Here is a 23251-nt window from a genome sequence, read left to right on the forward strand (position 1 = left end):
CGATCAGCGCCGCGCACCACCGACGAGCATGTCCGCCAGGCGATCACGATCGGGGAGATCGGCGGGTTCGACGGTGACACCCGAGCGGACGTAGTGGAACGCCGCACGCACGCGCTCGATCGGGATCCCGCTCAGCTCGGCCCACGCGATCCGGTAGGCCGCGAGCTGGATCTGCACCGACGTCGCCTGTGCCGCATCGGGTTGCGCGCCGGTCTTCCAGTCGACGACCACGGCACCGCCGCCGGGTTCGGCGAACACGGCGTCGATCCGTCCTCGGATCACGGTGTCGCCGACGACCGTCTCGAAGGGCACCTCGACCTCGACGGGGTTGCGCGCCGCCCAACCCGAGGCCAGGAAGGCGTCCCGGAGGGTCGCGAGATCGGCGTCGGTGTCGGAGGTCTCGTCGGCCGCACCGGGCAACTCGTCCATGTCGAGCAGACGCGTCGCGCCGTAGCGGCGTTCCACCCACGCGTGGAACGCGGTGCCCCGGCGGGCCAGCCGATTCGGCTTGAACGGCATCGGTCGCCGTAGCCTGCGGGCGAACGCGGCCTCGTCGCGGTCGAGCTCGACGAGATCGCTCACCGAGAGGTGATGCGGGAGAACCACCTCGAGGTCGATGGAGTTCGCTGCCGCGCGTTCGGCCAACAGCGCGTCGACCTCGCGTCGCAGCACGTCGCCGTCGAGCTCGTCGGCATCCGGATCGCTCCCGGCCCGATCGCCGGCGATCGCGTCGGGCGCGGTCGGGACCGGGTCGAGGCCGCCGTCGAACAGCGTCGGTTGGCCGCGGGTACGGAGCGCCTCGAGCACGAGTTCGGCTCCCGCCCGTACCTGCGCGCGCCGGTCACCGAGCGGATCCGGCGGCCACGACGCTGTCACCGCGTGCGCCGACAACGGGTTCTCCGCACCGTCGGCGGGGTCGGGCGCCCACTCGACGAGATGCATCCCGGGCATCGCACCCGGCCCGTCTGCGAGTTCGGTGACGATCTCGCCGATCTCGGTGAGGAACACCGACGGCCCCTTGGGTTTGTCGTGCTTGGCCGTCCAGTGGTGTCCCGAGATGAGCAGTCGCCGTTGGGTCCTGGTCAGCGCCACGTAGAGCAACCGCCGATCCTCTTCGAGTTTGCGGTCGCGTAGGGCCTGCTTGTGGTCGGCGATGACCGTCTCGAGTTCCTTGCGGTCGGTCACCGCGGAGGTGTCGAACCGGGGGAACCCGACGCCGGAGGCATCGGCGAGGTCGCCGCGCAGCACCGCGGGCAACTCCCGCGCGCTGCCGATCCACGTCCCGTCGGAGCGGCCACCCGGGAAGATGTCGGTGCACAGGTGCGGTACCGCGATCACCTCCCACTCGAGTCCTTTCGCCGCGTGGACGGTGAGGATCTGCACCCGGTCCTCGGCGATCTCGACGGCCCCGGGTTCGAGGCCCTTCTCGATGGCCACGGCGGACTCGAGGAATGCGAGCAGACCGGGCAGCGTCGCGGCCGACCGCTCGGCGTAGGCCGACACGTGTTCGGCGAAGGCGTCGAGATGCTCACGCCCGGTGATGGTCCCGCGCATACGGCGTGCCCGGATCTGGGTCTCGATCCCGACACCGAGTGTCGCCTCGACGTCGGCGACCACGTCGGGAAGGGACTGACCGATGCGGCGGCGTAGTCCGTCGAGCATCGCGGCGAATTCGACGATCCGGCGATGTCCCTCGACGCTGTACTGGGCCTTGTCCCCCGGATCGGCGATCGCGTCACCCAATCCGGCCTGGTCGACCGCGTCGGTCGGCAACGCCGAGTCCAGTGCGTCGTCGAGCGCGGCGAGATCGGCCACCACCCCGGTGACCGCGGCGAACTCGACCGCGGCGAGGTGACGGGCCCGCCGCCACAGTGCCGCGAGATCGGCGGCCCCGAGACGCCACCGTGCCCCGGTCAGCAGTCGCATCGCCGCCGTGCCCGCCATGGGGTCGGCCATCAGCCGCAACATCGCGACCACGTCCTGGATCTCGGGCACGAACAGCAGCCCACCGATCCCGACGACCTCGACCGGGATGCCGCGGCTCTCGAGTTCGGCGGCCAGCGGGGCCGAGTCCTCGTTGCGGCGCACCAGGATCGCGGTCGTCGGCGGAGCCTCACCGACCGCTTCGGCGCGGGCGTACTCCGCCGAGATCTCCTCGGCCACCCAGGTGCGTTCGTCGACCACGGTCGGGTGCACGGCGACGTCGACGGCACCGTCGGGGGCGTCGTCGCGCGGCCGGAGCACGCTGACTCCGATGCCGACCGCACGCAGGTCCTCGGAGATCCGATTGGCCAGCTCCAGCGCCGTCCGCGGATTGCGCCAGCTGGTCAGCAACTCCATCTGCTGCGCCGGTGCACCGGACGAATCGGGGAAGTCGGTGGCGAAACGGGGCAGGTTCGCCGCCGACGCGCCACGCCAGCCGTAGATGGACTGGATCGGGTCGCCGACGGCGGTGACCGCGATCGACGTCGGTGTCTCGCTCTTCGGGCCGTCGGCCGGGGTGTTGTCGCTCGAACCCGGGAGCGGCCGTCCGAAGAGGGTCGACAGGAGCACGCGTTGCGAGTGCCCGGTGTCCTGGTACTCGTCGAGGAGCACCGCACGCACGGCGTGCCGCTCGGCGTGGGCGACCTCGGGATGATCGCGGACCAGCCTGGCGGCCAACGACATCTGGCTGCCGAAGTCGAGGACGTTCTGTTCGCGCATCGTCGCCGCGAGACGTTCGACGAGCGGCACGAAGCGGTGGCGCTCCTCGATGACCTCCTGGATCCCGCGCAGCTCCTTCGACGGGTCGGCACGCTGACGCGGCCCCGGCGGCAACGTGTCGATCAGCGCATGGAGATCCATGCCGACACCGTCGATGTCGTCGAGGTCGACGAGGTGTTCGGCGGCGTCGGAGTACAGCTTGAGCACCGACTCGGTGACCCCGAGAGGTGTCTTGGGGGTCTCGAGCTCGTCGGACCAGCCGGTGACGACCCCGAAGGCGAGCTGCCACAGTTCGGTCTCCGAGAGCAGGGTCGCGGCCGGTTCCACCGGCAGAAGCAGACCGTGGTCGGCGATGAGACGACCGGCGTAGGCGTGGTAGGTGCTGACCTCCGGATCGGCGCTGCGCAACAGCGACCGCATCGAGCCGTCGGGGTCCCACCCGATCATCGCCGACGACGCGGCGAGCATCGCGAGGCGACGACGGATCCGTGCCGCGAGTTCGGCCGCGGCCTTGCGGGTGAAGGTGAGGCCGATGATCTCGTCGGGGCTCACCATGCGGTTGGCCACCAACCACACCACCCGCGCGGCCATGGTCTCGGTCTTGCCCGCCCCTGCACCCGCCACCACCAGGAGCGGTTCCATCGGCGCTTCGATGACCGCCACCTGCTCGTCGGTCGGCGCGGGCAGTCCCAGCGCCGCCGACAGCGACCGCGCGGAGATGCGTGTGGAAATCGGCGACACGGTCGCGTCAGTCATCGGTGACCGCCTTACCCGCGATCGACGCCGGGCACGACGCGGTGAGCGGGCACCGCACGCAGCCACTGTTGACCGTGGCGACGAAACGGGGTCCGACGCTCGCCCGCGCCGCCGAGCGGACGAGACCGATCCACTCCTGGATCTGATCAGCCGTGAGCGGGGGCTGGATCCGTTCGGTCGCACCGGTTTTCGTCGAGCCGCTGTTCACGTAGACGAGCCGACCTCCACCGGGGTCGGCCGGCCCGATCTCCGGCGCGCCCCCGAGGTGCAGGGCGAGCTGATAGGCGGCGAGCTGCGGGTGGACCTGCGCGTCGTCGCGGCTGACGATGGTCTTGCCGGTCTTCACGTCGACCACCACCGGTCGACCCTGACCGTCGCGTTCGAGGCGGTCGATCCGGCCCCGCAGTCGTACGGCGGGATCATCAGGGTCGGCAGGATCGTCGGCGGGGATGACCGCGTCGACATCGACCTCGACCGCCACCTCCTCGAGGTCGTTCCGCGAGCGGGCGAGCCAGTCGGCGAAGTGGGTCAGCATCCCCTCCACGCGGTCGAGTTCGTGCGCCGAGAACCACTGCGCGCCCACGTCGACCTGATCCCACACACGGTGCAGGGCCTCGGTCACGTGCGTCGGATCGATCTGCCCGGCCAGCGCCTGGACGAGGGTGTGCACCAGGGTGCCCGCCACCGCCGGCGCCGAATCGCCGTCACGTCCGCCGTTGCGTTCGAGCATCCAGCGCAGCGAACACCGTTGCAGCGCCTCGATCGACGACGGTGACAGCGTCACCGGCCCCCTGTCGGGATCCCACAACCCGACGTCGCTGCTCGCGTCGGGCAGCCCGAACCACTCGGAGGGGTGCGCGCCGGGCACACCGGCGTCGGCGAGGCGCGCGAGGAGGTCGGCGGCGTGGGCCTTGCGCTCGGCGGTCACGACGCCGGACGTCTCGGACGCACACACCTGGGCCCGCAGGGTCGCCACCAGCGACGGCAGCGACAGGACCCGTCGTACCGCGGGGGCGACCTCGAGCAGTCCGTCGGCCGACACGGCGGTGTCGGGGTCGAGACCGTCTGTACCGGCGGCCATCTCGATGACGAATCGCGACGGGGCGGAGTCACCACTGCCGTCGTCGACCGCCGACACCATCAGCCGCCGTCGGGCGCGGGAACACGCCACGAGGAACAGGCGCCGCTCCTCGGCGAGCGCCGACGCCGTCCGGGAGACCGTGTCGAGAGCCTCGGTCGCGACACCGTCGAGCAGGTCGACGAGCTGCGGGGTGGCGAGGATGCTCCCGCGGCTGCGCAGGCTGGGCCACAGCCCGTCGAGAACACCCGCCACCGCGACGACGTCCCACTCCCGGCCGGCGGCACCGTGCGCCGAGACGATGGTGACCGCCTCGGCGACGACCGCACGCCGCGACTGCTCGCCGGGGATCTGCAGGGTGGAGACGTGATCGACGAAGGCTCCGACGGTGGCGGCGGGCAGGTTGTCGGTGAAGCTGGCCGCGACGTCGAACAGGGCGACGACCGCGTCGAGATCACGGTCGGCCTGATCGGCGGCGGGGCCGCCGCGCAGGGCGGTCGCCGCCCAGCGTCGGGCCGCACCGGTCGACTGCCATGCCGCCCACAGCACATCCTCGACACCGCCCCCGCGGGCACGTTCGGCGCGCGCGGCCGCCAACGCCTCGAGCACCCGCGTGAGCGGGGCGCGCTCGGTGGTGGTCAGCGCATCGGTGTGCGCGGTGGTCTCGGCGGGGTTCCGGGCCAGCAGGTCGACGACGATGTCGAGCGAGTCACGCTGTGCAGCAGGGTCTTCGGCGGCGCCGTCGGTGGCGCCGGCCGCATCGGTGATCGCGGCGTCCACGCGTCGCAGACCACGGCGGAGTCGGCGCAGCGCCGTCGGATCAGCTCCGCCGACGGGTCCCGACAGCAGCATCAGCGCGTTGTCGGCGGTGAGGACGTCGTCGACGCCACGCATCACCGTCAGCAGGGCCGCTACCGCACGCTGTCGGTGCAGTGCGATCTCGTTCGCGGGTGTCGCGACGGGGACGCCCGCCGACCGCAGCGCACGTCGCAGCGGGGCGATCGCGCGCGGGACCGATCGGACGATGATGGCCATGTCCGACCACGCGACACCGTCGAACAGATGCGCCCGTCGCAGGGTGTCGGCGATCGCGGTCGCCTCCTTCGCCGCCGACGCATACGCGGTCACGCTGACCGCGCCGGCGTCGTCGCCCGACCCCACCGTCGGTCGCGGTGATCGCGTGCGCGGCAGGCGCGCGGCGATGTCGGCTGTGGCGGTGGCGATCTCGTCGACGCTGCGGTGGTTGACGCGCAACACGATGTCGCGATGGTCGTCGCCGTTGCGCACCAGCTCGTCGAGGAATCGTGGACTGGCGCCGCGGAATCCGAAGACGGACTGGTCGCCGTCGCCGGCGACGACCGTCTCCACCGTGCCGGTGCCGACCAGCCTGATCAGCGCCGCGGCATGCGGGTCGAGGTGCTGGGCGTCGTCCACCAGAAGGTGCCGGATCCGCGCGCGCTCGCGTTCGAGCAGCACCTCGTCGGTCGAGAGCGCGGTGAGGGCCGATCCGATGAGCTCGGCGGCGTCGACGGCGGGGGCCGACGCCTGCGGTGCCTCCACCCCGACCGCGCCGCGCAGCAGCGTCGTCTGCTCGTACTGCCGGTAGGCGATCCCGGCCGACACCCATTCGTCGCGCCCGTGGTCGCGCCCCAGGGCGATGAGCTGCTCGGGTCCGACCCCGCGTTCGGCCGCGCGCATCATGAGGTCGCGCAACGCCTGCGCGAAACCGTCGGTCCCCAGGGCCGGGCGGAGCCGCGTGGGCCAGTTGCGGGCGCCGTCGGCGATGTCCCCGGCGAGCAGTTCACGCAGCACGGCGTCCTGCTCGGACCCGGTGATCAGCCGCGGCGGCGGGTTGCCCTGTGCCGACGCCTGCAACCGCAGCACAGCGAACGCGTACGAATGCACCGTGCGCACCAACGGTTCCCGCGTAGAACGCCGCAGTCCCCTGCTGTCGGTGTCGGATGCGCGCAGCACCCGTCCACTGATCTCCTCACGCAGCCGCGCCGCGGCCCGACGATCCGATGCGATGACGAGGACCGACTCGGGATCCACGCCGGGGTCGGTGAGTCGGGCGACGGCGATGTCGACCAGCAGCGACGTCTTCCCCGTACCCGGCCCGCCGGTGATGCGCACCGGCCGCCAGGCGCGGCCGCCTGCGGTGTCGGGCTGAGGGTGATCGGAGCCGGGGTGATCGGAGCCGGGCCCCGACGGCACGGCCACCAGCGCGGCTGCCGCGGGCTCCCACTCGTGGGCGACCGCCGGTCTCGGCGGTGCGGCGACGAGCGACGCGCGGACCTCGGTCCGCGCTCGTGCGCGCGCCGCCTGCTCGGCCATGCCGCTCCCTCCCCCGGTCTGTCGCCGCCCGATCTGGTCCGTGTGTGGCGCCAGGTCGATCAGATCATCCGGGTCCGACACCGCCCGGCGCGACCCGAGCGATCGGGTCGGGCAAGATCGCGGGCATGGGCGAGATGGCGGTCACGGTCTACGGTCCGGACGAGGGCACGACCGTTCTGGCGGTGCACGGCATCACCGGACACGGTCGGCGATGGCGCGACCTCGCCACCGGACATCTCCCGGAACTACGGGTCGTGGCCCCGGACCTGCTGGGGCACGGGCATGCGTCGTGGGCGGCGCCGTGGACGATCGAGCGACAGGTGGGGGCACTGCTCGAGGTGCTGCGCGACACCACCGCCGGGCCGGTCGTCGTCGTCGGGCACTCGTTCGGCGGGGCGCTCGCCGTGCACCTGGCCCGCACCGCGCCCGAACGGGTACGGGGCCTCGTGCTCCTCGATCCCGCCATCGGCCTCGACGGCGAACGCATGTCGGAGGTCGCCGCGGCCAGTCTCGACAGCTGGTACCTCACCGACCCACAGGACGCGTGGGACCGCAAACGCGCCGAGGCCTGGTGGGAGGTCCCCGACGCGCTGCTGACCGCCGAGATCGCCGAGCACCTCACCACCGACGGCCGGGGGCGCGTCACGTGGCGGGTGCATCCCGGTGCTGTCGCGGCGACGTGGAGTGAGCTGGCGCGGCCGTTCGTGGTGCCCACCGTCGCGGTGCCGACGCATCTGGTGATCGCCGATCGCGTGCAGCCGTCGTATGTGCGGCCGGAATTCCTCCACGCATTGCACGCCGTCCTGGGTGACCACCTCACGGTGACCCACGAGGACTGCGACCACATGGTCCCGCTGTCGCGTCCGGAACTCACCGCGCGACTCGTCCGCGACATCGTCGCCCGCACCACACCCTGAAGGGGCTAGTGCACGGTCGCAGGGAGCGCCGCAGCGACGAGGCGCGCCACCACGAGGTCGGCGATCGCGGGATCGGCGCCGAGGGGCTCGGCGACGGCGTCGGCGCCGTACCCGGCGAGCCGGGTGTGGAACAGCCCGGGCGCCAACAGATACGACGCGATGATCACCCGTTGCGCACCACGACCCCGCGCCGCGGCCACGGCGTCGGGCACCGCGGGCGACGCGGTCGTGACGTATCCGACGTCGACGTGGTCCCCGGTCAGGTCGGCGAGCATGTCCGCCGCACGCCGTACGTCGGCACAGGCGTCGGGGTCCGACGATCCCGCGGCCGCGAGCACGACGGCGTCGCCGGGGCGCCACCCCGCCTCCCTCAACCGTGCCAGGAGCACGCCGGCGATCACCGGGTCGGGGCCCAGAGCCGGTGCGACGGCGACGTTCTCGCGCCCGACCTCCCGGATGTGGTCGGGGAGGTCGACACGCACGTGATAGCCCGAGGCGAGGAACGCCGGCACCACGACCGCGGGGCCGTCGAGGTCACGCAGCACATCGGTGGGACTCGGCCCGAGGACGTCGACGAACGCGACGCGCGTCGGACCGACACGAGCCGCGACGAGCTCGGCGATGGCCGCCACCGTGGCCACCCCCACCGACGACCTCGTGCCGTGCGCGACGACGATGGGAGTCACTCCTGCGGGGAACCCCTGCGGGACAGCGGGATCGATCACCGGACGTCCTCGTCCTCGAGATCGACCGACAGCCGGTACCCGCGTTTGACCACGGTCTGCACCATCTTCGGATCCCCCAGGGCGGTGCGCAGGCGGGCCATCGCGGTCTCGACGGCATGGGTGTCGTCGCCCCCACCGGGCAGCTCGGCCAGCAGCGCCTGCCGCGACACCACCCGACCGGGCGTGCGCGACAACCCCTTCAGCAGCGCGAGTCCGGCGGCGGTCAGGGTGCGGACCTCGCCGTCGACGACGACGCTGCGGCTGAGGATGGTGACGTCATGCCCCGCCACCCGCAGCACGGTGGCGCGACGCGGGAGTTCATCGGCGATGAGTCGCGCGAGGGCGCCGAGCCGGAACCGGCTGGGCTGCACCGTCGGTACCTGCAACGCATGCAGCGGACCGGCGGTGACCGCGCCGACGCACATCGGCACCACCGATGTGCGCAGCGCGTGCAGCAGCGGTTCGAGGAGACCGGTGTCGTTGGCGCGGCCCAGCATCGAGGCGACCGCGGGGGCGCTGGTGAAGGTGATGGCGTCGATGCCGCAACCGATGGCGGCCGTGATCATCTGGTCCATCGGGCCGGTGTCGGTGGGCGGGGTCCAGCGATAGACGGGGATCGGCACCACGACGGCACCCGCTTCACGCAGCACCTCGCACAGATCCGGCAGGGGCTCCCACTCCGTGGTGGCGCCGTGCAACTGCACACCGATCCGCTTGCCCTCGACGTCACCGGCGAGCAGGTGGTCGAGCACCTCGCTCGACGACTCGTTGGGCGGCGACCACTCCTCGCGCAACCCGGCCGCACGGATCGACCCCTTCGCCTTCGGGCCGCGCGCGAGCACGGTCGATCGCGACAGCGACTCGACGAGGTCCTCGGCCATTCCCCAACCGTCGGCGGCCTCCATCCACCCACGGAACCCGATACCGGTGGTCGCGATCACGACGTCGGGCGGGTCGGCGACGATCTCGGCGGTGACGCGCTGCAGTTCGGCGTCGTCGGCGAGCGGGATGATGCGGATCGCCGGCGCGTGCACGACCTCGGCGCCGCGGCGCACCAGCAATGCCTCGAACTCGTCGGCACGACGCGCGGCGGTGATCCCGATGGTGAACCCGGCGAGGGGACGCTCGGCCACGGCGGGTGCCGACGGGGCCGGTGTCGAGGGGCCGGCCGTCGAGGGGGCGGGGTCTGCGGTCACGTCGGGACCGACGGTCAGCACGAACACACGTCGACGACGCCGTCGACGACGCGGACCGCATACGTGCCGAGCCCGACGCCCTCGTCGTCCAGGCACATCCCGGTGCGCAGCGAGAACACCTGCTTGAGCAGGGGGCTGGCGACGGTGGGTTCGCCGCCACGATCACCGACGAGGCCCCGGCTCATGACTGCGGCGCGGCCGAACGGGTCGATGTTGCCGACGGCGTACAGCTCGTCGTCGTGCAGGCGGAACAGTGCCACCTGCGAGCCGTCGGGGAGCAACACCGCCACCCCGCGTCCCGGGACGAGATCGGTCAGCGCGCACGCGCGCGTCCAGGTGTGGGTGGCGACATCCACGCTCTGGTGGTCGATGACGGTCATGAGGGTCGCTCCTGCTCGGCTGTCGGATGGCCGTGTACCAGTGTGGTCAGGTCATGTGAATGTCGTGTTTCGGCGACGTCGGCCGCCGGTAAACCCGCAGCTCGCGAAGGTTCGAGGGTGCCGTTCGCCACTCACGTCCGCGACGGCATGGCCGGCGAGCCGAGCAACACAGGCACCTTGCGACCGGTCGAGGAGTCGAAATCGATGGTCGGATCGGCCTCGGCGGGGGCGTTGACGAACGACACGAACCGCTTGAGTTTCTCGGAGTCCTCGAGCACCGCCGACCACTCGTCGCGGTAACCGCGCACGTGTGCCTCCATCGCGGCCTCGAGTTGGTCGCAGATGCCGAGACTGTCGTCGACGACGACCTCGCGGAGGTGGTCGAGACCACCCTCGAGCGACTCGAGCCACGGGGCGGTGCGTTGCAGGCGGTCCGCGGTCCGGATGTAGAACATCAGGTAGCGGTCGATGTAGGCGACCAACGTCGCGTCGTCGAGTCCCGACGCCAGCAGTTGCGCGTGCACCGGACTCTGTCCGCCGTTGCCGGCGACGTAGAGGTTCCAGCCCGACTCGGTGGCGATCACCCCGACGTCCTTGCCCCGCGCCTCGGCGCACTCGCGGGCGCAGCCGGACACCCCGAACTTGATCTTGTGCGGCGAGCGCAGCCCGCGATACCGCTTCTCGAGATCGACGGCCATGCCCACCGAGTCCTGGACCCCGTACCGACACCAGGTGCTGCCGACACAGCTCTTCACCGTGCGCAGGCTCTTGCCGTAGGCCTGTCCGGACTCCATGCCGGCGTCGACGAGTCGACGCCAGATCTCGGGCAGCTGCTCGACGCGCGCTCCGAACATGTCGATGCGCTGACCACCGGTGATCTTCGTGTAGAGCCCGAAATCCTTGGCCACCTGCCCGATCACGATCAACTGATCGGCGGTCACCTCGCCACCGGGCATGCGCGGTACCACCGAGTACGAGCCGTTGCGCTGCAGGTTGGCGAGGAAGTGGTCGTTGGTGTCCTGCAGTGCGGCCTGCTCGCCGTCGAGGATGTGGTCGCTCGAGGTCGACGCGAGGATCGAGGCCACGGTGGGCTTGCAGATGTCGCAACCGGTCCCGGTCCCGTACTGCGCGACGAGTCCCGAGAAGGTGCGGATTCCGGTCGCGGAGACGATCTCGAACAGCTCCGAGCGCGACTGGGCGAAGTGTTCACACAACGACGTGCTCAGCACCACACCCGATTCTGCGAGCAACTTCTTGATGCTCGGCAGGCACCCGCCACAAGTGGTCCCGGCGCAGGTCTGCGCCTTGACCGCGGGCACGTCGCAGGCGCCGTCGGCGATGGCCGAACAGATCGCGCCCTTCGACACCGCGTTGCACGAACAGATCTCGGCGGCGTCGGGCAACGCGCCCAGCCCGATCGCGGGACCGCCGGACGGTGCGATGAGATCGGACGGATCGCCGGGGATCGCCGACCCCACCATCGGTTTGAGCATCGCGTAGGCGTCGGCGTCCCCGACCAGGATGCCGCCGAGGAGGGTGCGGGCGTCGTCGGAGACCACGACCTTGGCGTAGGTGCCGGCGACGGGGTCGCTGAACACCACCTCGAGCGCGCCCTCGGTGGCGGCCATCGCGTCGCCGAAGCTGGCCACGTCGACGCCGAGCAACTTCAGCTTGGTGGACATGTCGGCACCGCCGAAGGTCGTCGATCCCCCGAGCAGTTGATCGACGACGACCTCGGCGGTGCTGTATCCCGGCGCGACGAGTCCGTAGCACCGGCCCTCGACCGCGGCGACCTCGCCGATGGCGAAGATCTCCGGATCATCTGTCCGACAGCGACTGTCGACCAGCACGCCACCACGCTCGGCGACGGGAAGTCCGATCTCGCGGGCGATCTCGTCACGCGGACGCACTCCGGCGGAGAACACCACGAGTGCGGCGTCGATGTGCGACTCGTCGCTGAGGGTGACGCGCAGCGCCTCGGCGTCGGACGCGTCGGCACGTTCGGCGATCGAGGTCGTCGCGACGCCGGTGTGCACGGTGAGTCCGAGGTCGGTGACGAGGCTCGCGAGCAGGGCGCCGCCCCCGTCGTCGACCTGCAGGGGCATCAGTCGCGGCGCGAACTCGACGACGTGGGGGGTCAGGCCCATCAGTTTCAGCGCGTTGGCGGCCTCGAGGCCCAGGAGCCCCCCGCCGACCACGACACCGACGGCACCGGTCCCCGCGCGGTCGGCGGTGGTCCGGATGGCGTCGAGGTCCGACAGGGTCCGGTAGACGAAGCAGCGGTCGCCGTCGTGTCCGTCGACCGGCGGGACGAACGGGTACGACCCGGTGGCGAGCACCACCGCGTCGTAGCCGACACGGGCGCCGTCGGTGGTGACGACGACGTGGGCGTCGCGGTCGACCGATACGGCGCCGACGCCGAGACGCAGGTCGACGTGGTCGTCACCGGCGTAGTCGTTGCCCGCCAACGCCAGTGACGTCCGATCCCACGCGCCGACGTACGACGACAGCCCAACCCGGTCGTAGGCGGCGTCGTGTTCCTCGCCGAGGACGACGATGTGCCACTGGTCGGTGACGTCACGCTCCCGCAGGCCCTGGACGAACCGGTGCCCGACCATGCCGTGTCCGATGACGACGACGGTTTTGCTGCTCATCTTCGAGTTCTCCTCACGCACTGCAGTTCTGGGACCCGCGACACCTGTCGGTCAGGCGACGACCGCCGAATCCGAGCTCGTGTCGGTCGTGGCCGCCGCATCGTTCTCCGCGGCGATCGCGTTGGTCGCCTTCTCGTTGCGGGCGTAGAACCACCACGTGACGACACCGGCCACCACGTAGAAGGCGAGGAAGATCCAGAACGCGGTGGTCGCGGACTTGTTCTGCTTGTAGCTCTCCCGCAGTACCAGGTTGATGGCGACCCCGCCGAGCCCGCCGAACGCGCCGGCGATGCCGATCAGGGCACCCGACATCGACCGCGACCAGGTGATCTTGCCCAGCGCGTTGAGTCCCTTGTTGGCCTTGGCCTTCGCCTCGAACACAGCGGGGATGATCTTGTAGACCGAGCCGTTGGCGACGCCGGAGATCAGGAACAACAGGATGAATCCGACGATGAACCCGGTGAGCTGCGCGCCGCCGATCTTGTGGTTGTTCGCATCGGCGGACATGCCGGCGACCACGAGGATCGACGAGGCCGCGACCATGGCCGCGAAGCAGTACATCGTGACGCGACCGCCACCGACCTTGTCGGCGAGCCTGCCGCCGATCGGGCGTGCCAGTGAACCGAGAAGCGGTCCGAGCCAGGCGATCTGCGCCGCCGCCAGCGCGGGCTTGGCCTCTCCCGATGCGGTGAAGCTGATGTTGAGGACCTGACTGAACGCGAACCCGAAACCGATGAACGAGCCAAAGGTGCCGATGTAGAGCAGCGAGATCAACCAGGTGTCGCGGTACTTCAGGCAATCGATCATCGCCTTGCCACTGGATGTCTGGTGGTCGAGGTTGTCCATGTAGATCGCCGCACCGACGCCGGCGAGGGCCAGCAGGACCAGGTAGATCGCACACACGATCTCCGGACGGTCCGAGGCGACGGAGATGACGGCGAGTCCCACGAGCTGTACGGCGGGGACGCCGATGTTGCCGCCACCGGCGTTGAGCCCGAGGGCCCAGCCCTTGAGTCGCTGCGGGAAGAAGGCGTTGATGTTGGTCATCGACGAGGCGAAGTTGCCGCCGCCGAGGCCGGTGAGCGCGGCGACGGTGAGGAACCAGCCGAACCCGAAGTCACCCGGGTTGAGCATCAGCATCATGGTGAGGCCGGTGGGGATCAACAGCACGATGGCACTGAAGATGGCCCAGTTGCGACCACCGAAGCGGGCCGTGGCCTGGGTGTACGGGATGCGCAGGCAGGCGCCGAAGAAGGTGGCGGTGGCGGCGATGACGAACTTCTGGTCGAGCGAGATGCCGTAGGCCGGTCCCATGAACAGGGCCAACACCGAGAACAGCGACCACACCGAGAAGCCGACGTGCTCGCAGATCACCGACCAGATGAGGTTGCGGTTGGCGATCTTCGCGTTGCCGTTGTCCCAGGCCTCCCGGTCCTCGGGATCCCAATCGGTGATGTGGTGCGAACGTGCGCGGGCCGGTGCGGTCACGACGGGTGTCCTCCCTACGGATTCCGACGGGGTGTCGGGGATGGTTGACCGAACAGTAGGAAGCCGGTGTTGCCGGGACTTGTCAGCGCGTGACCCGGCGATCACAGTGTGCTCACGTGGCGAGGGGGACCCGTGTGAGACGGACGGTCGAGGGACGAGGCGGCGCCGCGGATCGTTCGGCAGGGGCAAACGAGCGGAAATGCCGGGCGTGATCGTGCGGCATCGTAGAGTCACCGCGAGAGGCTTTGCCGGCACGCGAGGGAGAAATACGTAGATGTTCAGTCGTAGGCGGTTGTCGATGATCGCGGCCGGGATGGCTGCCCTGGCGGCCGCGATCGTGACCGCGCCCAGCGCGTCGGCGGCCCCGCTGCCCCGCAACTGCACCCAGGCCCTGTTCCAGTCGACCGTCCTGTGCACCTGGAGCTACACCGGCGCCCAGCAGGTCTTCGTCGTGCCGCGCGGCCTGCGCACCGTCCTGGTGTCCGCGGTCGGGGCCGGCGGTGCCGACACGCGGGCGTCGGGCAACTACCGGACCCGCGCGTTGCAGATCAATGCCTACGCGCCGGTCGTCGGCGGGCAACGTCTGTACATCTATGTCGGCGGCAACGGACAGCACAACGCGCCCGGCAGCCGTTTCGGCGCAGGCGGTTACAACGGCGGTGGCCGCGGCATCCCGAACGGCGGTGGTGGCGCCAGCGACGTCCGCACGGTCGGCGGACCCGCACTGTCACCGGCAGGGCTCAACTCGCGACTGGTCGTCGCCGGCGGTGCCGGTGGTTCGTCGACCACCCGTGGCGGCGACGGCGGACGCCCGGGTGAGAGCAACGGGTTCATGGCCGGCGGCGGCGCGGGCAGTTCCGCCCGCGGCGGCACCCCCAGCGGCGATGCCTCGCCCGGTGGGCTCGGCGTCGGCGGCGGGGCGTCGGTGTCGACGTCCGGCGGCGGCGGTGGCGGCGGTTACTTCGGTGGCGCCGGCGGTTTCCGCGCCGGAGGCGGCGGTGGCGGCTCGGCGTTCCCCAGCGACGTCCCGCCCACGATCACCCCGGGCGGCGCACGGGTGACGATCCGCTACAACGGACCCTGCAACGTCTTCTGCCTGGGCAGCTGACCGTCGCTGACGCGCTCGCCCCGGCTGGGGCTCACGTCACCAGGCCACCGCGCAGCGCCTGCATCGCCGCCTCGACCCTCGTGGTGACACACAGCTTCGTGTAGATGTGCGAGAGATGGGTTTTCACCGTCGTCTCGCTCAGGTAGAGGTCGCCCGCGATGGCGGCGTTGGTCGCACCCGAGGCGAGTGCCCGCAGTATCTGCGACTCCCTGCTCGACAGGGCGCCGACGGCACGCTCGGCGTCGGACCGCGCCGCCACGTGACCGCCGACAGGGCGTGCGTCGGCGGCCGCCACGATCTCCCGGAGTGACTGCTCGCTGAACAACGTCGTGCCTGCGGCGACCGCGCGGACGGCCATCCCGAACGACTGAGGTGGCTCGTCTTTGCGGAGAAAACTGTGGGCGCCGGCCCGGATCGCGTCGAGGACGAGGTCGTCGACGTCGAGCGCGGTCATCGCCACCACCCGCGGCGGATCGGGCTGCGACATCAGTGCGGTGATGGCCTCGACACCACCGACCCGGCGCATCTTCAGGTCCATGAGGACGACATGGGGCCGATGCCGGGCGACCGCGGACGGCACCTGATCGCCGTCGTCGGCCTCGGCGACGACACGGATGTCCTGCGCCGCGGTGAGGATGTCGGAGAGTCCCCGACGGACGAAGGGGTCGTCGTCGACGACGAGGACGTCGATGGGTGTGGTCATGATGGTGATGATCGTAGGCACCGACCCCGACACCCCCGGCCCGTATGCGTCGGGATCGGCCCGGGTGGGGTTCAGGAGAACCAGGGCAACCAGGCGTGCACGACGAAGTCGTCGCCGATGTATCGCGCGCCGAATCTCCCACCGGCGCCGCCGACCATCTCGTCGATCCCCTGCAGACCGGTCCCCGTTCCGGTCGGTGTGGGTGCCGCCGCCGTCCGGCCCGTACGGATCTCGACCTCCAGGCCCCGGTCGGGTGTCCCGTGGACCGAGACACGCACGGGTGACCCGAAGGCGTGCCGCGAGGCATTGGTGAGTGACTCACGCACCACGCGGTAGGCGACGTGGCCCGCCAACGGGCCCAACGGTTCCGGGGGCACGTCGAGGAGCATCGTCACGTGGACCCCGGCCGATCGGGCCGACGCGACGAGATCGGTGACACCGTCGAGATCCTGTGCGCCCGAACCCACGTCGGCCGCGGTGCCACCGCGGAGCACTCCGATGATCCGTTTGAGCTCGTCGAGACCGTCGTGGGCGGTCTTCTGGATCAACGACGCGGTGTTCGCCACCCGTTCGGGTCCCTCGGTGCTGTTGACCTGGAGTCCGCCGGCGGTCAGCGAGATCCGGCTCAGCGTCGCGGCCAAGGTGTCGTGCATGTCACGGGCGATGCGCGCGCGGTCGGCGGCGACCGCCATCTCCGCGCGCATCACCTCCGACTCACGGGTGCGGTCGTCGAGAGCCGTTGCGACCGCGGTCAACTGGCTGCTCGTGCGCCGCTGTACGGCCACCACCACCACCAGGGTCACCATCGCCGCCGCGACGAGCGGGGCGACCCACACGGGCAGATTCCAGTCGGGAACCGGACCGCCCTCCGGGATCCGCACACCCATCGTGAGCGCCGAGTAGTCGCGACGGCGGAACGCGTCGTAGGTCAACGACACCGTGCAGGCCGCCCACACGACAACGGTCGCGACGACGACACGCCGATCGCGCACCCCCGACACCACCGCGTAGAGGGCGACGAGCGCCGCGGTGGCGTCGGTGGGGAAGAACAACGGCCCGGCGACGGCGATCGTGAGCACGAGCATCGGGTGTTCGTGCCGCCGCACGAGTGCCGCCGCCGCGGCGACGTTGAGCACGAGTCCGCAGAACACGAGCCCGTCGGGTGTGCCGGCGCCGGCCGCGAGGCCCACGGTCATCAGGGTCGTGAAGAGGCTGACGGAGACCAGCCCAACGGTTGTACGACGGCGCCGGAGGTGACCGGGCGACCCGCCCGGCGCCTCCAGCAGCCACGGCGGCAGCTGCGGTGGCGTCACCGGGCTCGGAGGCATCATGGCGCCGACGGTACGGGCGGCCACCGACAGGACACATCGGGCGATCGGGCGGCCCGGTCACCACCGATCCGACCGATGGGGTGAAGGTGACCGACCGATCGGAGGATGCGTCGGGCCGGATGGACACGCTGGAGTGGGTCGCGTACATCGACAACCGAAAGGTCCTGCCATGAGTCAGAACCCGCCCGATCAGCCCCCGTTCGCATCCTCGCAGCCCGGCCCCCACGGGTCGCCCTATCCGCCGCCCGCCCCGAAGAAGAACTTCTTCGTCCGGCACAAGCTGCTCACCGGTGTCGGTGTCCTCGTGCTGCTGATCGTCGTGATCTCGACCGCGACCGGTGGGGGCGGGACGTCGGAGGACTCGAACACCGCCGGGAGCGCCGGCACGGCGACGGCAACCGGGTCGACCCCGAACGGATCGGCCGCGGCGGAACCGACGTCGGCCGCGGCGCCCCGGCCCGGGATCGGTGCGCCCGCACGGGACGGCAAGTTCGAGTTCGTCGTGCGGGGGGTCCGCGACGGTGGGACGACGATCGGACCCGATTTCATGGCCGAACGCGCACAGGGTCGTTTCGTGCTCGTCGACCTCACCGTCCGCAACATCGGCAACGAGGCACAGAGTCTCGACGTCTCGTCGCAGAAGGTGCTCTCGACGAAGGGGACCCAGTTCTCCCCCAACACGACGGCGACGATCTCCGTCGACGACGCCGCGGTGTTCTACGAGCAGATCAATCCGGGCAACGCCTTGCAGCTCACGATCGCCTACGACCTTCCCACCGGCGTCGACCCGGCCGAGATCGAGTTGCACGATTCGCTGTTCTCCGGCGGGGTCACGGTCGCGCTGCGCTGACACGCGGTCGCGCTGTGACGGCGTGACGCGCCCTGTGCCCGTGGAGCTAGAGCAGCAACCGCACCACGTCGACGACGTGGGACAGTCCGGCGAGTGCGCCCGACGACGACCGGGGGTGCAGGGCGTGTACCGCGAGCCGGAACATGACCGCGCGCAACATCATCTGCGGCCATTCGGGCTGATCCGACCAGCGGGAGACGAGGTCCTCGTCGGCCCCGCCCCAGGCCAGGGCGTCGACGACAACGACGGCCGCGGCCCACGGGGCGGGCCGCCAGTACGGCACGAGGTCGGTGATGCCGGGCGCGGCCGCGCCGGCGAACAGCACGGTGCCGAACAGGTCGCCGTGCACGAGCTGGGACGGTGATTCGATGGGCTTGCGCAGGGTGGCAAGAGTTTTGAGCATCTCGATGCTCTTCACCCCGTCCGGCGACGTCGGCTCCCCGAAGCCGGCCGCACGGGCCGAGCGCAGCGGGGTGTCCTCCCAGGCGGCCCGGTCGGCGGCGTTGAACACGTCGACGTCGGTGTAGGGCGGCGCCGGTGGTTGCAGCAGGAAACGTGGACGCTCGAGGTCGGCGGTCACCTGGTGCAGGCGGTTGGCCAGCGACACGACCTCGTCGTGGCGGGGCTCGGGCGAACCGGCGATGTAGGTGTCGGCGCGCCATCCCGACACGACGTAGCGACCGTCGGTACCGCGCAGCGGGCGGGCGACGCGCACTCCGTCGACGTAGAGGTCTTCGCGGACCTTCGCCGACCACGCCGCGCGAGCGTGATCGGGTACCAGCGATAGCACCACTTCGCCGATACGCCAGCCGCCCTCCCACTCGCGGGTGAGGGCGATGGGGGTCGATCCGGCGAGACCGAACGTCGCGATGACGTGTTCGGGCGGATCGGGGGCATTCACACCGCTGAGATTACCGACCTCGTGCCTGCTAACCGGGGAGGTGCGGGTCGGCCGTGTTACCCGTCGCGGCGGTCGGTCGTCGGGCGCGATGCCGCCGTCCGACTCCGGCGCCCGCAGGACGCAGGCCGACGAAGGCGAGCAGCGCGGCGACGACCAGTGCGCCGGCGAACACCGGGACGGCGCGGTCGAAGGTGTCGTCGAAGGCCGGCCCGAGCCCGGCGTCGGCCGGGGTCCCGGTGATCAGCGGGATCGCGGCGACCGAGAGAAGACCGGCGGCGCGCGCGACGGCGTTGTTCACCCCGCTCGCCAGCCCGGCGTGGTCGTCGGCCACCGCGGCCAGCACTGTCGAGGTCAGGGGCGCCACCAGCAACACCATCCCGACACCGAGTATCGCGGCGCCGGGCAGCACGTCGGTCGGATAGAAGGCGTGCGGGCCGATGCGCAGCATCAGCAGAAGGCCGGTCGCGCAGAGCAGCGCGCCGACGGTGAGCGGACCCCGCGCGCCGACCCGTGCCGCGAACGCGCTCGACCGCGCGGAGAACAGCAGCATCAGCAGGGTCCCCGGCGTGAGCGCGGCACCGGCCCAGAACGCCGAGTAGCCGGCCACGACCTGCAACTGCAGCGCGACGATGAAGAAGTACCCGCCGAAGGCGGCGTACACCGCGAACGTCATGACGTTGATGACGGTGAACGGTCGTGACGCGAACAGGTTCGGCGGCACCATCGGCTCGGGTTGACGGCGCTCCACCACGACGAAGGCCACCCCCGCCGCGAGGGCGGCGACCCCCACCACGGCGACCTCGACCGCACTGCCGCCGCCCGCGGCGCGGATCAGTGCCCACGTCGCACCGGCCAGGGTGAGCGCACCCAGTACGGCGCCGACGATGTCGAAGTGCTTCGAGGCGTGCGGGTCTCGTGTCTCGGGGACGTGGCGGACGGCCACGGCGACGCACACCACGGCGACCGGGACGTTGAGGAGGAAGGCCCATCGCCAGCCGGGACCGTCGGCCAACCACCCACCGAGGAACGGTCCGAGCGCCGCGGCGACGCCGCCGAGTCCCGACCACGTGCCGATCGCCCGGGCGCGGTCTCCGGGGCGCAGCGACGACTGGATCATCGCCAGCGACCCCGGTGTCAGCAACGCACCGCCGATCCCCTGCAGACCGCGCGCGGCGACGAGCACCTCGACGTTCGGTGCCAGTCCGCACAGCAGCGAGGCGCCCGCGAACCCCACCACGCCGACGACGAACACCCGTCGACGACCCAGCCGGTCGCCCAGCGATCCACCGAGCAGGATGAGCGCCGACAGGGTCAGCATGTAGGCGGTGACGGTCCACTGCAGGGGCGCGAGACCCACCTCGAAATCGTCGGCGATGCGCGGCAGCGCGACGTTGACCACCGTCGAGTCGAGCAGGACCATCGATGACCCGAGGACCGCGCACGCGACCACCCATCGCCCGCGCGCCGACGACAGCGCCACGGATGCACCGGCCGGTGGGGCATCGGGCGCGGGGGTGATCATGGTCAGTAGACCGGCAGTGACGGGTCGGTCGCTCGCGCCCACTCGACGATCCCGCCGCGCAGATGGCGGGCGTCGGCGAGACCTGCGCGGTGCAGAACGGCCAGCGCCTGCGCCGATCGGATGCCGGTCTTGCAGTAGAGCACCGTCGGACGGTCCTGCGGCAGCGCGGCGAGTGCCTCACCGGAGAGCAACTCCCCCAGCGGGATCAGGGTCGCGCCGTCGATGTGGACGATGTCCCACTCGACCGGTTCGCGGACGTCGACCAGCGCGACCGGCTCACCGGCGTCGAGGAGCCGACGCAGCTCCGCGGCATCGATGTCCGACCCGGCGCCGTGTGCACCGACGGGGGTCGCGCCCTCATCGCCGACGATGCCGCAGAACGCGTCGTAGTCGACGAGTTCGGTGATCGGCGCGGCCTCGGGATCCTTGCGGATGTGGATCGTCCGGTACTCCATGGCGAGGGCGTCGTACATCATCAACCGACCCAGCAGCGTCCGACCGACACCGGTGATGAGCTTGACCGCCTCGGTCCCCATGATGGAACCGACCGACGCGCAGAGGATCCCGAGCACACCACCCTCGGCACACGACGGCACCGTCCCCGGCGGCGGCGCCTGGGGGTAGAGGTCGCGGTAGTTCAGCCCGCGACCGTCGGGGGCGTGCTCCCAGAACACCGAGGCCTGCCCCTCGAACCGGTAGATCGACCCCCACACATAGGGTTTGCGCGCCAGCACAGCGGCGTCGTTCACGAGATAGCGGGTGGCGAAGTTGTCGGTGCCGTCGACGATCAGGTCGTAATGCTCGAACAGCGCCACCGCCCCGTCGGCCTCGAGCCGGTGCTCGTGCAGTTCGACGGTGACGAACGGGTTGATCTCGACGATGGAGTCTCGGGCGCTGGCCGCCTTCGACCGCCCGATGTCGGACTGTCCGTGGATGACCTGTCGTTGCAGGTTCGATTCCTCGACCTCGTCGAACTCGACGATCCCGATCGTGCCGACGCCGGCGGCGGCGAGGTAGAGCAGCGCAGGCGAACCCAGCCCACCGGCCCCGATCACCAGGACCCGGGCGTTCTTCAACCGACGCTGCCCGGTCATCCCGATGTCGGGGATGATCAGGTGTCTGCTGTAGCGCGCGACCTCGGCGCGCGTGAGCTCCGCGGCCGGTTCGACGAGCGGCGGCAACGGCCGCTCGGTGGTGGTCCGCGGGGACGGCATCGGGGAGGTGTCGGTGGGCGCCATGATCACCGATGACGCTACGCCGTTCAGCTCCCGGGGAACGGCCAGGGATTGGCCCGGCACACCAGATCACGGTCGGCCTGCATGTCCGGGTCGATCGCCATGATGTCGCTGTTGGCGACACCGAAGCTCTGCTGCATCATGACCGGGGCCAGCGCGCCCTCCTGGCCGCACGGCTGGTGCTTCTCGAAGCCGATCGCGTGACCGATCTCGTGGTTGATCGCGTACTGGCGGTAGAGCAGGTCGTCGCCCTGATACGACACCGCACCGCGTACCCATCGCGCCTCGTTGAGGGTGACGCGCGCCTCGGGCGGGTAGTAGCACGAGGACTCCAGTTTGATCTGGTAGCCGCACAGCTCACGGGTCGTCCCGGTCGAGGTCAGCGACACCCGGAAGTCGGGTGTGCCGGAGTCGATCCGCCGGAACGACACCTTTCCGCCACCGATCCAGCTCTTCGGGTTGGCCAACGTCGTGTCGACGAGTTTCGCGAAGATCGAGTCGCTGCCGTAATCGGCGGGCGCGAGGCCGTTCTCCACCTCGACGGTGTAGGTGTACACCCGTGGAGCGGTACCCACGACACCCGTGGTGCCGGGTACGACGCGCCACGACTTCGCGCCGGTGGTGGTGAACGAACCGCCGTCGGGCAGCTGCCCCGCGGGCAGCGTCGCAGCGCCGGCCGCACCGGTCGGGGCACCGATCGGCGCGGTCTCGGAGTTGACGTCGGTGTTGCGTGACGCGGCGTCGGGGGCCGGCGCGGCCGGTGTCGGGGGCGAACTCGTCCCCGCGAGCGTCACCGCGACGAGGACCACGGTGAGCACCGCGAGCACCGGCACGGCGTAGGCCCGCCATCCATAGGTCGCGACGAACGTCCCGATCCGACTCCGTTTGCGACGCTCGGGACGCGGGCCCCGGCGGCCACGCGGGTCCTCGGCCGTCGGGTCCCAGTGCGCGCGCAACGGCTGATCGTCGCCGGGTCGGCCGCGTTCGGCCACCTGCCGCTCGATCGGTCGACGGTCGGGACGGGGTGCGGTGGGGCGGTCGTACGGTACGTCGGCGAGCAGGTCGTGGCGCACGTCGCGTTGCGGGCGGCCACGGCCGTTCGACCCGCGCGACGTGCGGTCCCGCGACGACGGCCGGATCGGCGGAGCCTGGTTCCCGGAGGGTCCGTACTGCGGCGGCATACGGCCGGCTGGCAGAGGACCCGACGGATGCGGAACCTGCGGGTGGGGGTGCTGTCCGGGACCCGGGGCGCCGGTCATGGGCGCATCACGCGGGTCGGGCGAACCGAACCCCGCACCCGGTCTGGGCGGTCCTCCCCCGCCTGGCGCACTCACGTCGTTCACCATCTCACAGCTCGGCGGGCGTTCCCG

General features: G+C 71.0%; 16 protein-coding genes. 3 read left to right on the forward strand and 13 right to left on the reverse strand.

Annotated elements, in window-relative coordinates; translation table 11 throughout:
• Nucleotides 1-3: 3 nt before the first annotated feature.
• Both ACQ7HM_RS00130 and ACQ7HM_RS00135 read right to left on the reverse strand, forming a co-directional pair.
• A complete protein-coding gene (locus ACQ7HM_RS00130; protein ID WP_434214250.1) occupies nt 4-3459 on the reverse strand; it encodes an ATP-dependent helicase in 3456 nt (1151 codons plus the stop codon).
• Nucleotides 3452-6871 carry an ATP-dependent helicase gene (locus tag ACQ7HM_RS00135; RefSeq protein WP_434214251.1) on the reverse strand — a complete coding sequence of 1140 codons (3420 nt, stop codon included), beginning with the start codon at nt 6869-6871 and terminating at the stop codon, nt 3452-3454. The genes ACQ7HM_RS00130 and ACQ7HM_RS00135 overlap by 8 nt, the downstream gene beginning before the upstream one ends.
• Nucleotides 6872-6996: 125 nt before the next feature.
• Here ACQ7HM_RS00135 and ACQ7HM_RS00140 point away from each other — a divergent pair, with 125 nt between their 5' ends.
• Nucleotides 6997-7788: an alpha/beta fold hydrolase gene (locus ACQ7HM_RS00140; RefSeq protein WP_434214252.1), complete on the forward strand. Its 792-nt coding sequence runs from the start codon at nt 6997-6999 to the stop codon at nt 7786-7788.
• A 5-nt stretch (nt 7789-7793) separates the two neighbouring features.
• Here ACQ7HM_RS00140 and ACQ7HM_RS00145 read toward each other — a convergent pair whose 3' ends face one another.
• The 5 genes from ACQ7HM_RS00145 to ACQ7HM_RS00165 all read right to left on the reverse strand — a co-directional run bounded on the left by ACQ7HM_RS00145 (nt 7794) and on the right by ACQ7HM_RS00165 (nt 14231).
• Nucleotides 7794-8513 (reverse strand): sirohydrochlorin chelatase, encoded by a 720-nt coding sequence (locus tag ACQ7HM_RS00145; RefSeq protein ID WP_434214253.1) that lies wholly within the window; start codon nt 8511-8513, stop codon nt 7794-7796.
• Complete coding sequence (locus tag ACQ7HM_RS00150) at nt 8510-9709, reverse strand: uroporphyrinogen-III synthase (protein WP_434214254.1); 1200 nt, start codon at nt 9707-9709, stop codon at nt 8510-8512. The genes ACQ7HM_RS00145 and ACQ7HM_RS00150 overlap by 4 nt, the downstream gene beginning before the upstream one ends.
• A 14-nt stretch (nt 9710-9723) precedes the next feature.
• A complete protein-coding gene (gene nirD / locus ACQ7HM_RS00155; RefSeq protein ID WP_434214255.1) occupies nt 9724-10089 on the reverse strand; it encodes a nitrite reductase small subunit NirD in 366 nt (121 codons plus the stop codon).
• Nucleotides 10090-10220: 131 nt separating this feature from the next.
• Entirely contained in the window at nt 10221-12743 is a 2523-nt protein-coding gene (gene nirB, locus ACQ7HM_RS00160; RefSeq protein WP_434214256.1) for a nitrite reductase large subunit NirB, read from the reverse strand.
• 51 nt (nt 12744-12794) lie between these two features.
• The gene (locus ACQ7HM_RS00165) at nt 12795-14231 is read right to left on the reverse strand and encodes a nitrate/nitrite transporter (protein ID WP_434214257.1); all 1437 of its coding nucleotides are present in this window, start codon (nt 14229-14231) and stop codon (nt 12795-12797) included.
• Nucleotides 14232-14505: 274 nt separating this feature from the next.
• On the opposite strand from ACQ7HM_RS00165, the gene ACQ7HM_RS00170 reads away from it, so the two are divergent.
• Nucleotides 14506-15339 carry a glycine-rich protein gene (locus ACQ7HM_RS00170; RefSeq protein ID WP_434214258.1) on the forward strand — a complete coding sequence of 278 codons (834 nt, stop codon included), beginning with the start codon at nt 14506-14508 and terminating at the stop codon, nt 15337-15339.
• A 31-nt stretch (nt 15340-15370) separates the two neighbouring features.
• Here the strand turns inward: ACQ7HM_RS00170 and ACQ7HM_RS00175 are convergent, their stop codons facing one another.
• Nucleotides 15371-16042, reverse strand: coding sequence for a response regulator (locus tag ACQ7HM_RS00175; protein ID WP_434214259.1), 672 nt, complete (start codon nt 16040-16042; stop codon nt 15371-15373).
• Between the two features lie 71 nt (nt 16043-16113).
• A complete protein-coding gene (locus ACQ7HM_RS00180; RefSeq protein ID WP_434214260.1) occupies nt 16114-17373 on the reverse strand; it encodes a sensor histidine kinase in 1260 nt (419 codons plus the stop codon).
• Nucleotides 17374-17542: 169 nt separating this feature from the next.
• Here ACQ7HM_RS00180 and ACQ7HM_RS00185 point away from each other — a divergent pair, with 169 nt between their 5' ends.
• A complete protein-coding gene (locus ACQ7HM_RS00185; protein WP_434214261.1) occupies nt 17543-18223 on the forward strand; it encodes a DUF4352 domain-containing protein in 681 nt (226 codons plus the stop codon).
• Between the two features lie 46 nt (nt 18224-18269).
• On the opposite strand, the gene ACQ7HM_RS00190 is transcribed toward ACQ7HM_RS00185, so the two are convergent.
• Genes ACQ7HM_RS00190 through ACQ7HM_RS00205 form a run of 4 tightly spaced genes read right to left on the reverse strand, consistent with a single transcriptional unit; the run spans nt 18270 to nt 23140 of the window.
• Entirely contained in the window at nt 18270-19124 is an 855-nt protein-coding gene (locus tag ACQ7HM_RS00190; protein WP_434214262.1) for a TIGR02569 family protein, read from the reverse strand.
• Between the two features lie 28 nt (nt 19125-19152).
• Nucleotides 19153-20646: an MFS transporter gene (locus tag ACQ7HM_RS00195; protein ID WP_434214263.1), complete on the reverse strand. Its 1494-nt coding sequence runs from the start codon at nt 20644-20646 to the stop codon at nt 19153-19155.
• A gap of 2 nt (nt 20647-20648) precedes the next feature.
• On the reverse strand, nt 20649-21884 hold the full coding sequence (moeZ, locus tag ACQ7HM_RS00200; protein WP_434214264.1) for an adenylyltransferase/sulfurtransferase MoeZ: 1236 nt from the start codon (nt 21882-21884) through the stop codon (nt 20649-20651).
• Between the two features lie 23 nt (nt 21885-21907).
• The gene (locus ACQ7HM_RS00205; protein ID WP_434214265.1) at nt 21908-23140 is read right to left on the reverse strand and encodes a DUF3152 domain-containing protein; all 1233 of its coding nucleotides are present in this window, start codon (nt 23138-23140) and stop codon (nt 21908-21910) included.
• Nucleotides 23141-23251 lie beyond the last annotated feature (111 nt).

Source organism: Williamsia sp. MIQD14 (assembly GCF_051025635.1).
GTDB lineage: Bacteria > Actinomycetota > Actinomycetes > Mycobacteriales > Mycobacteriaceae > Williamsia_A.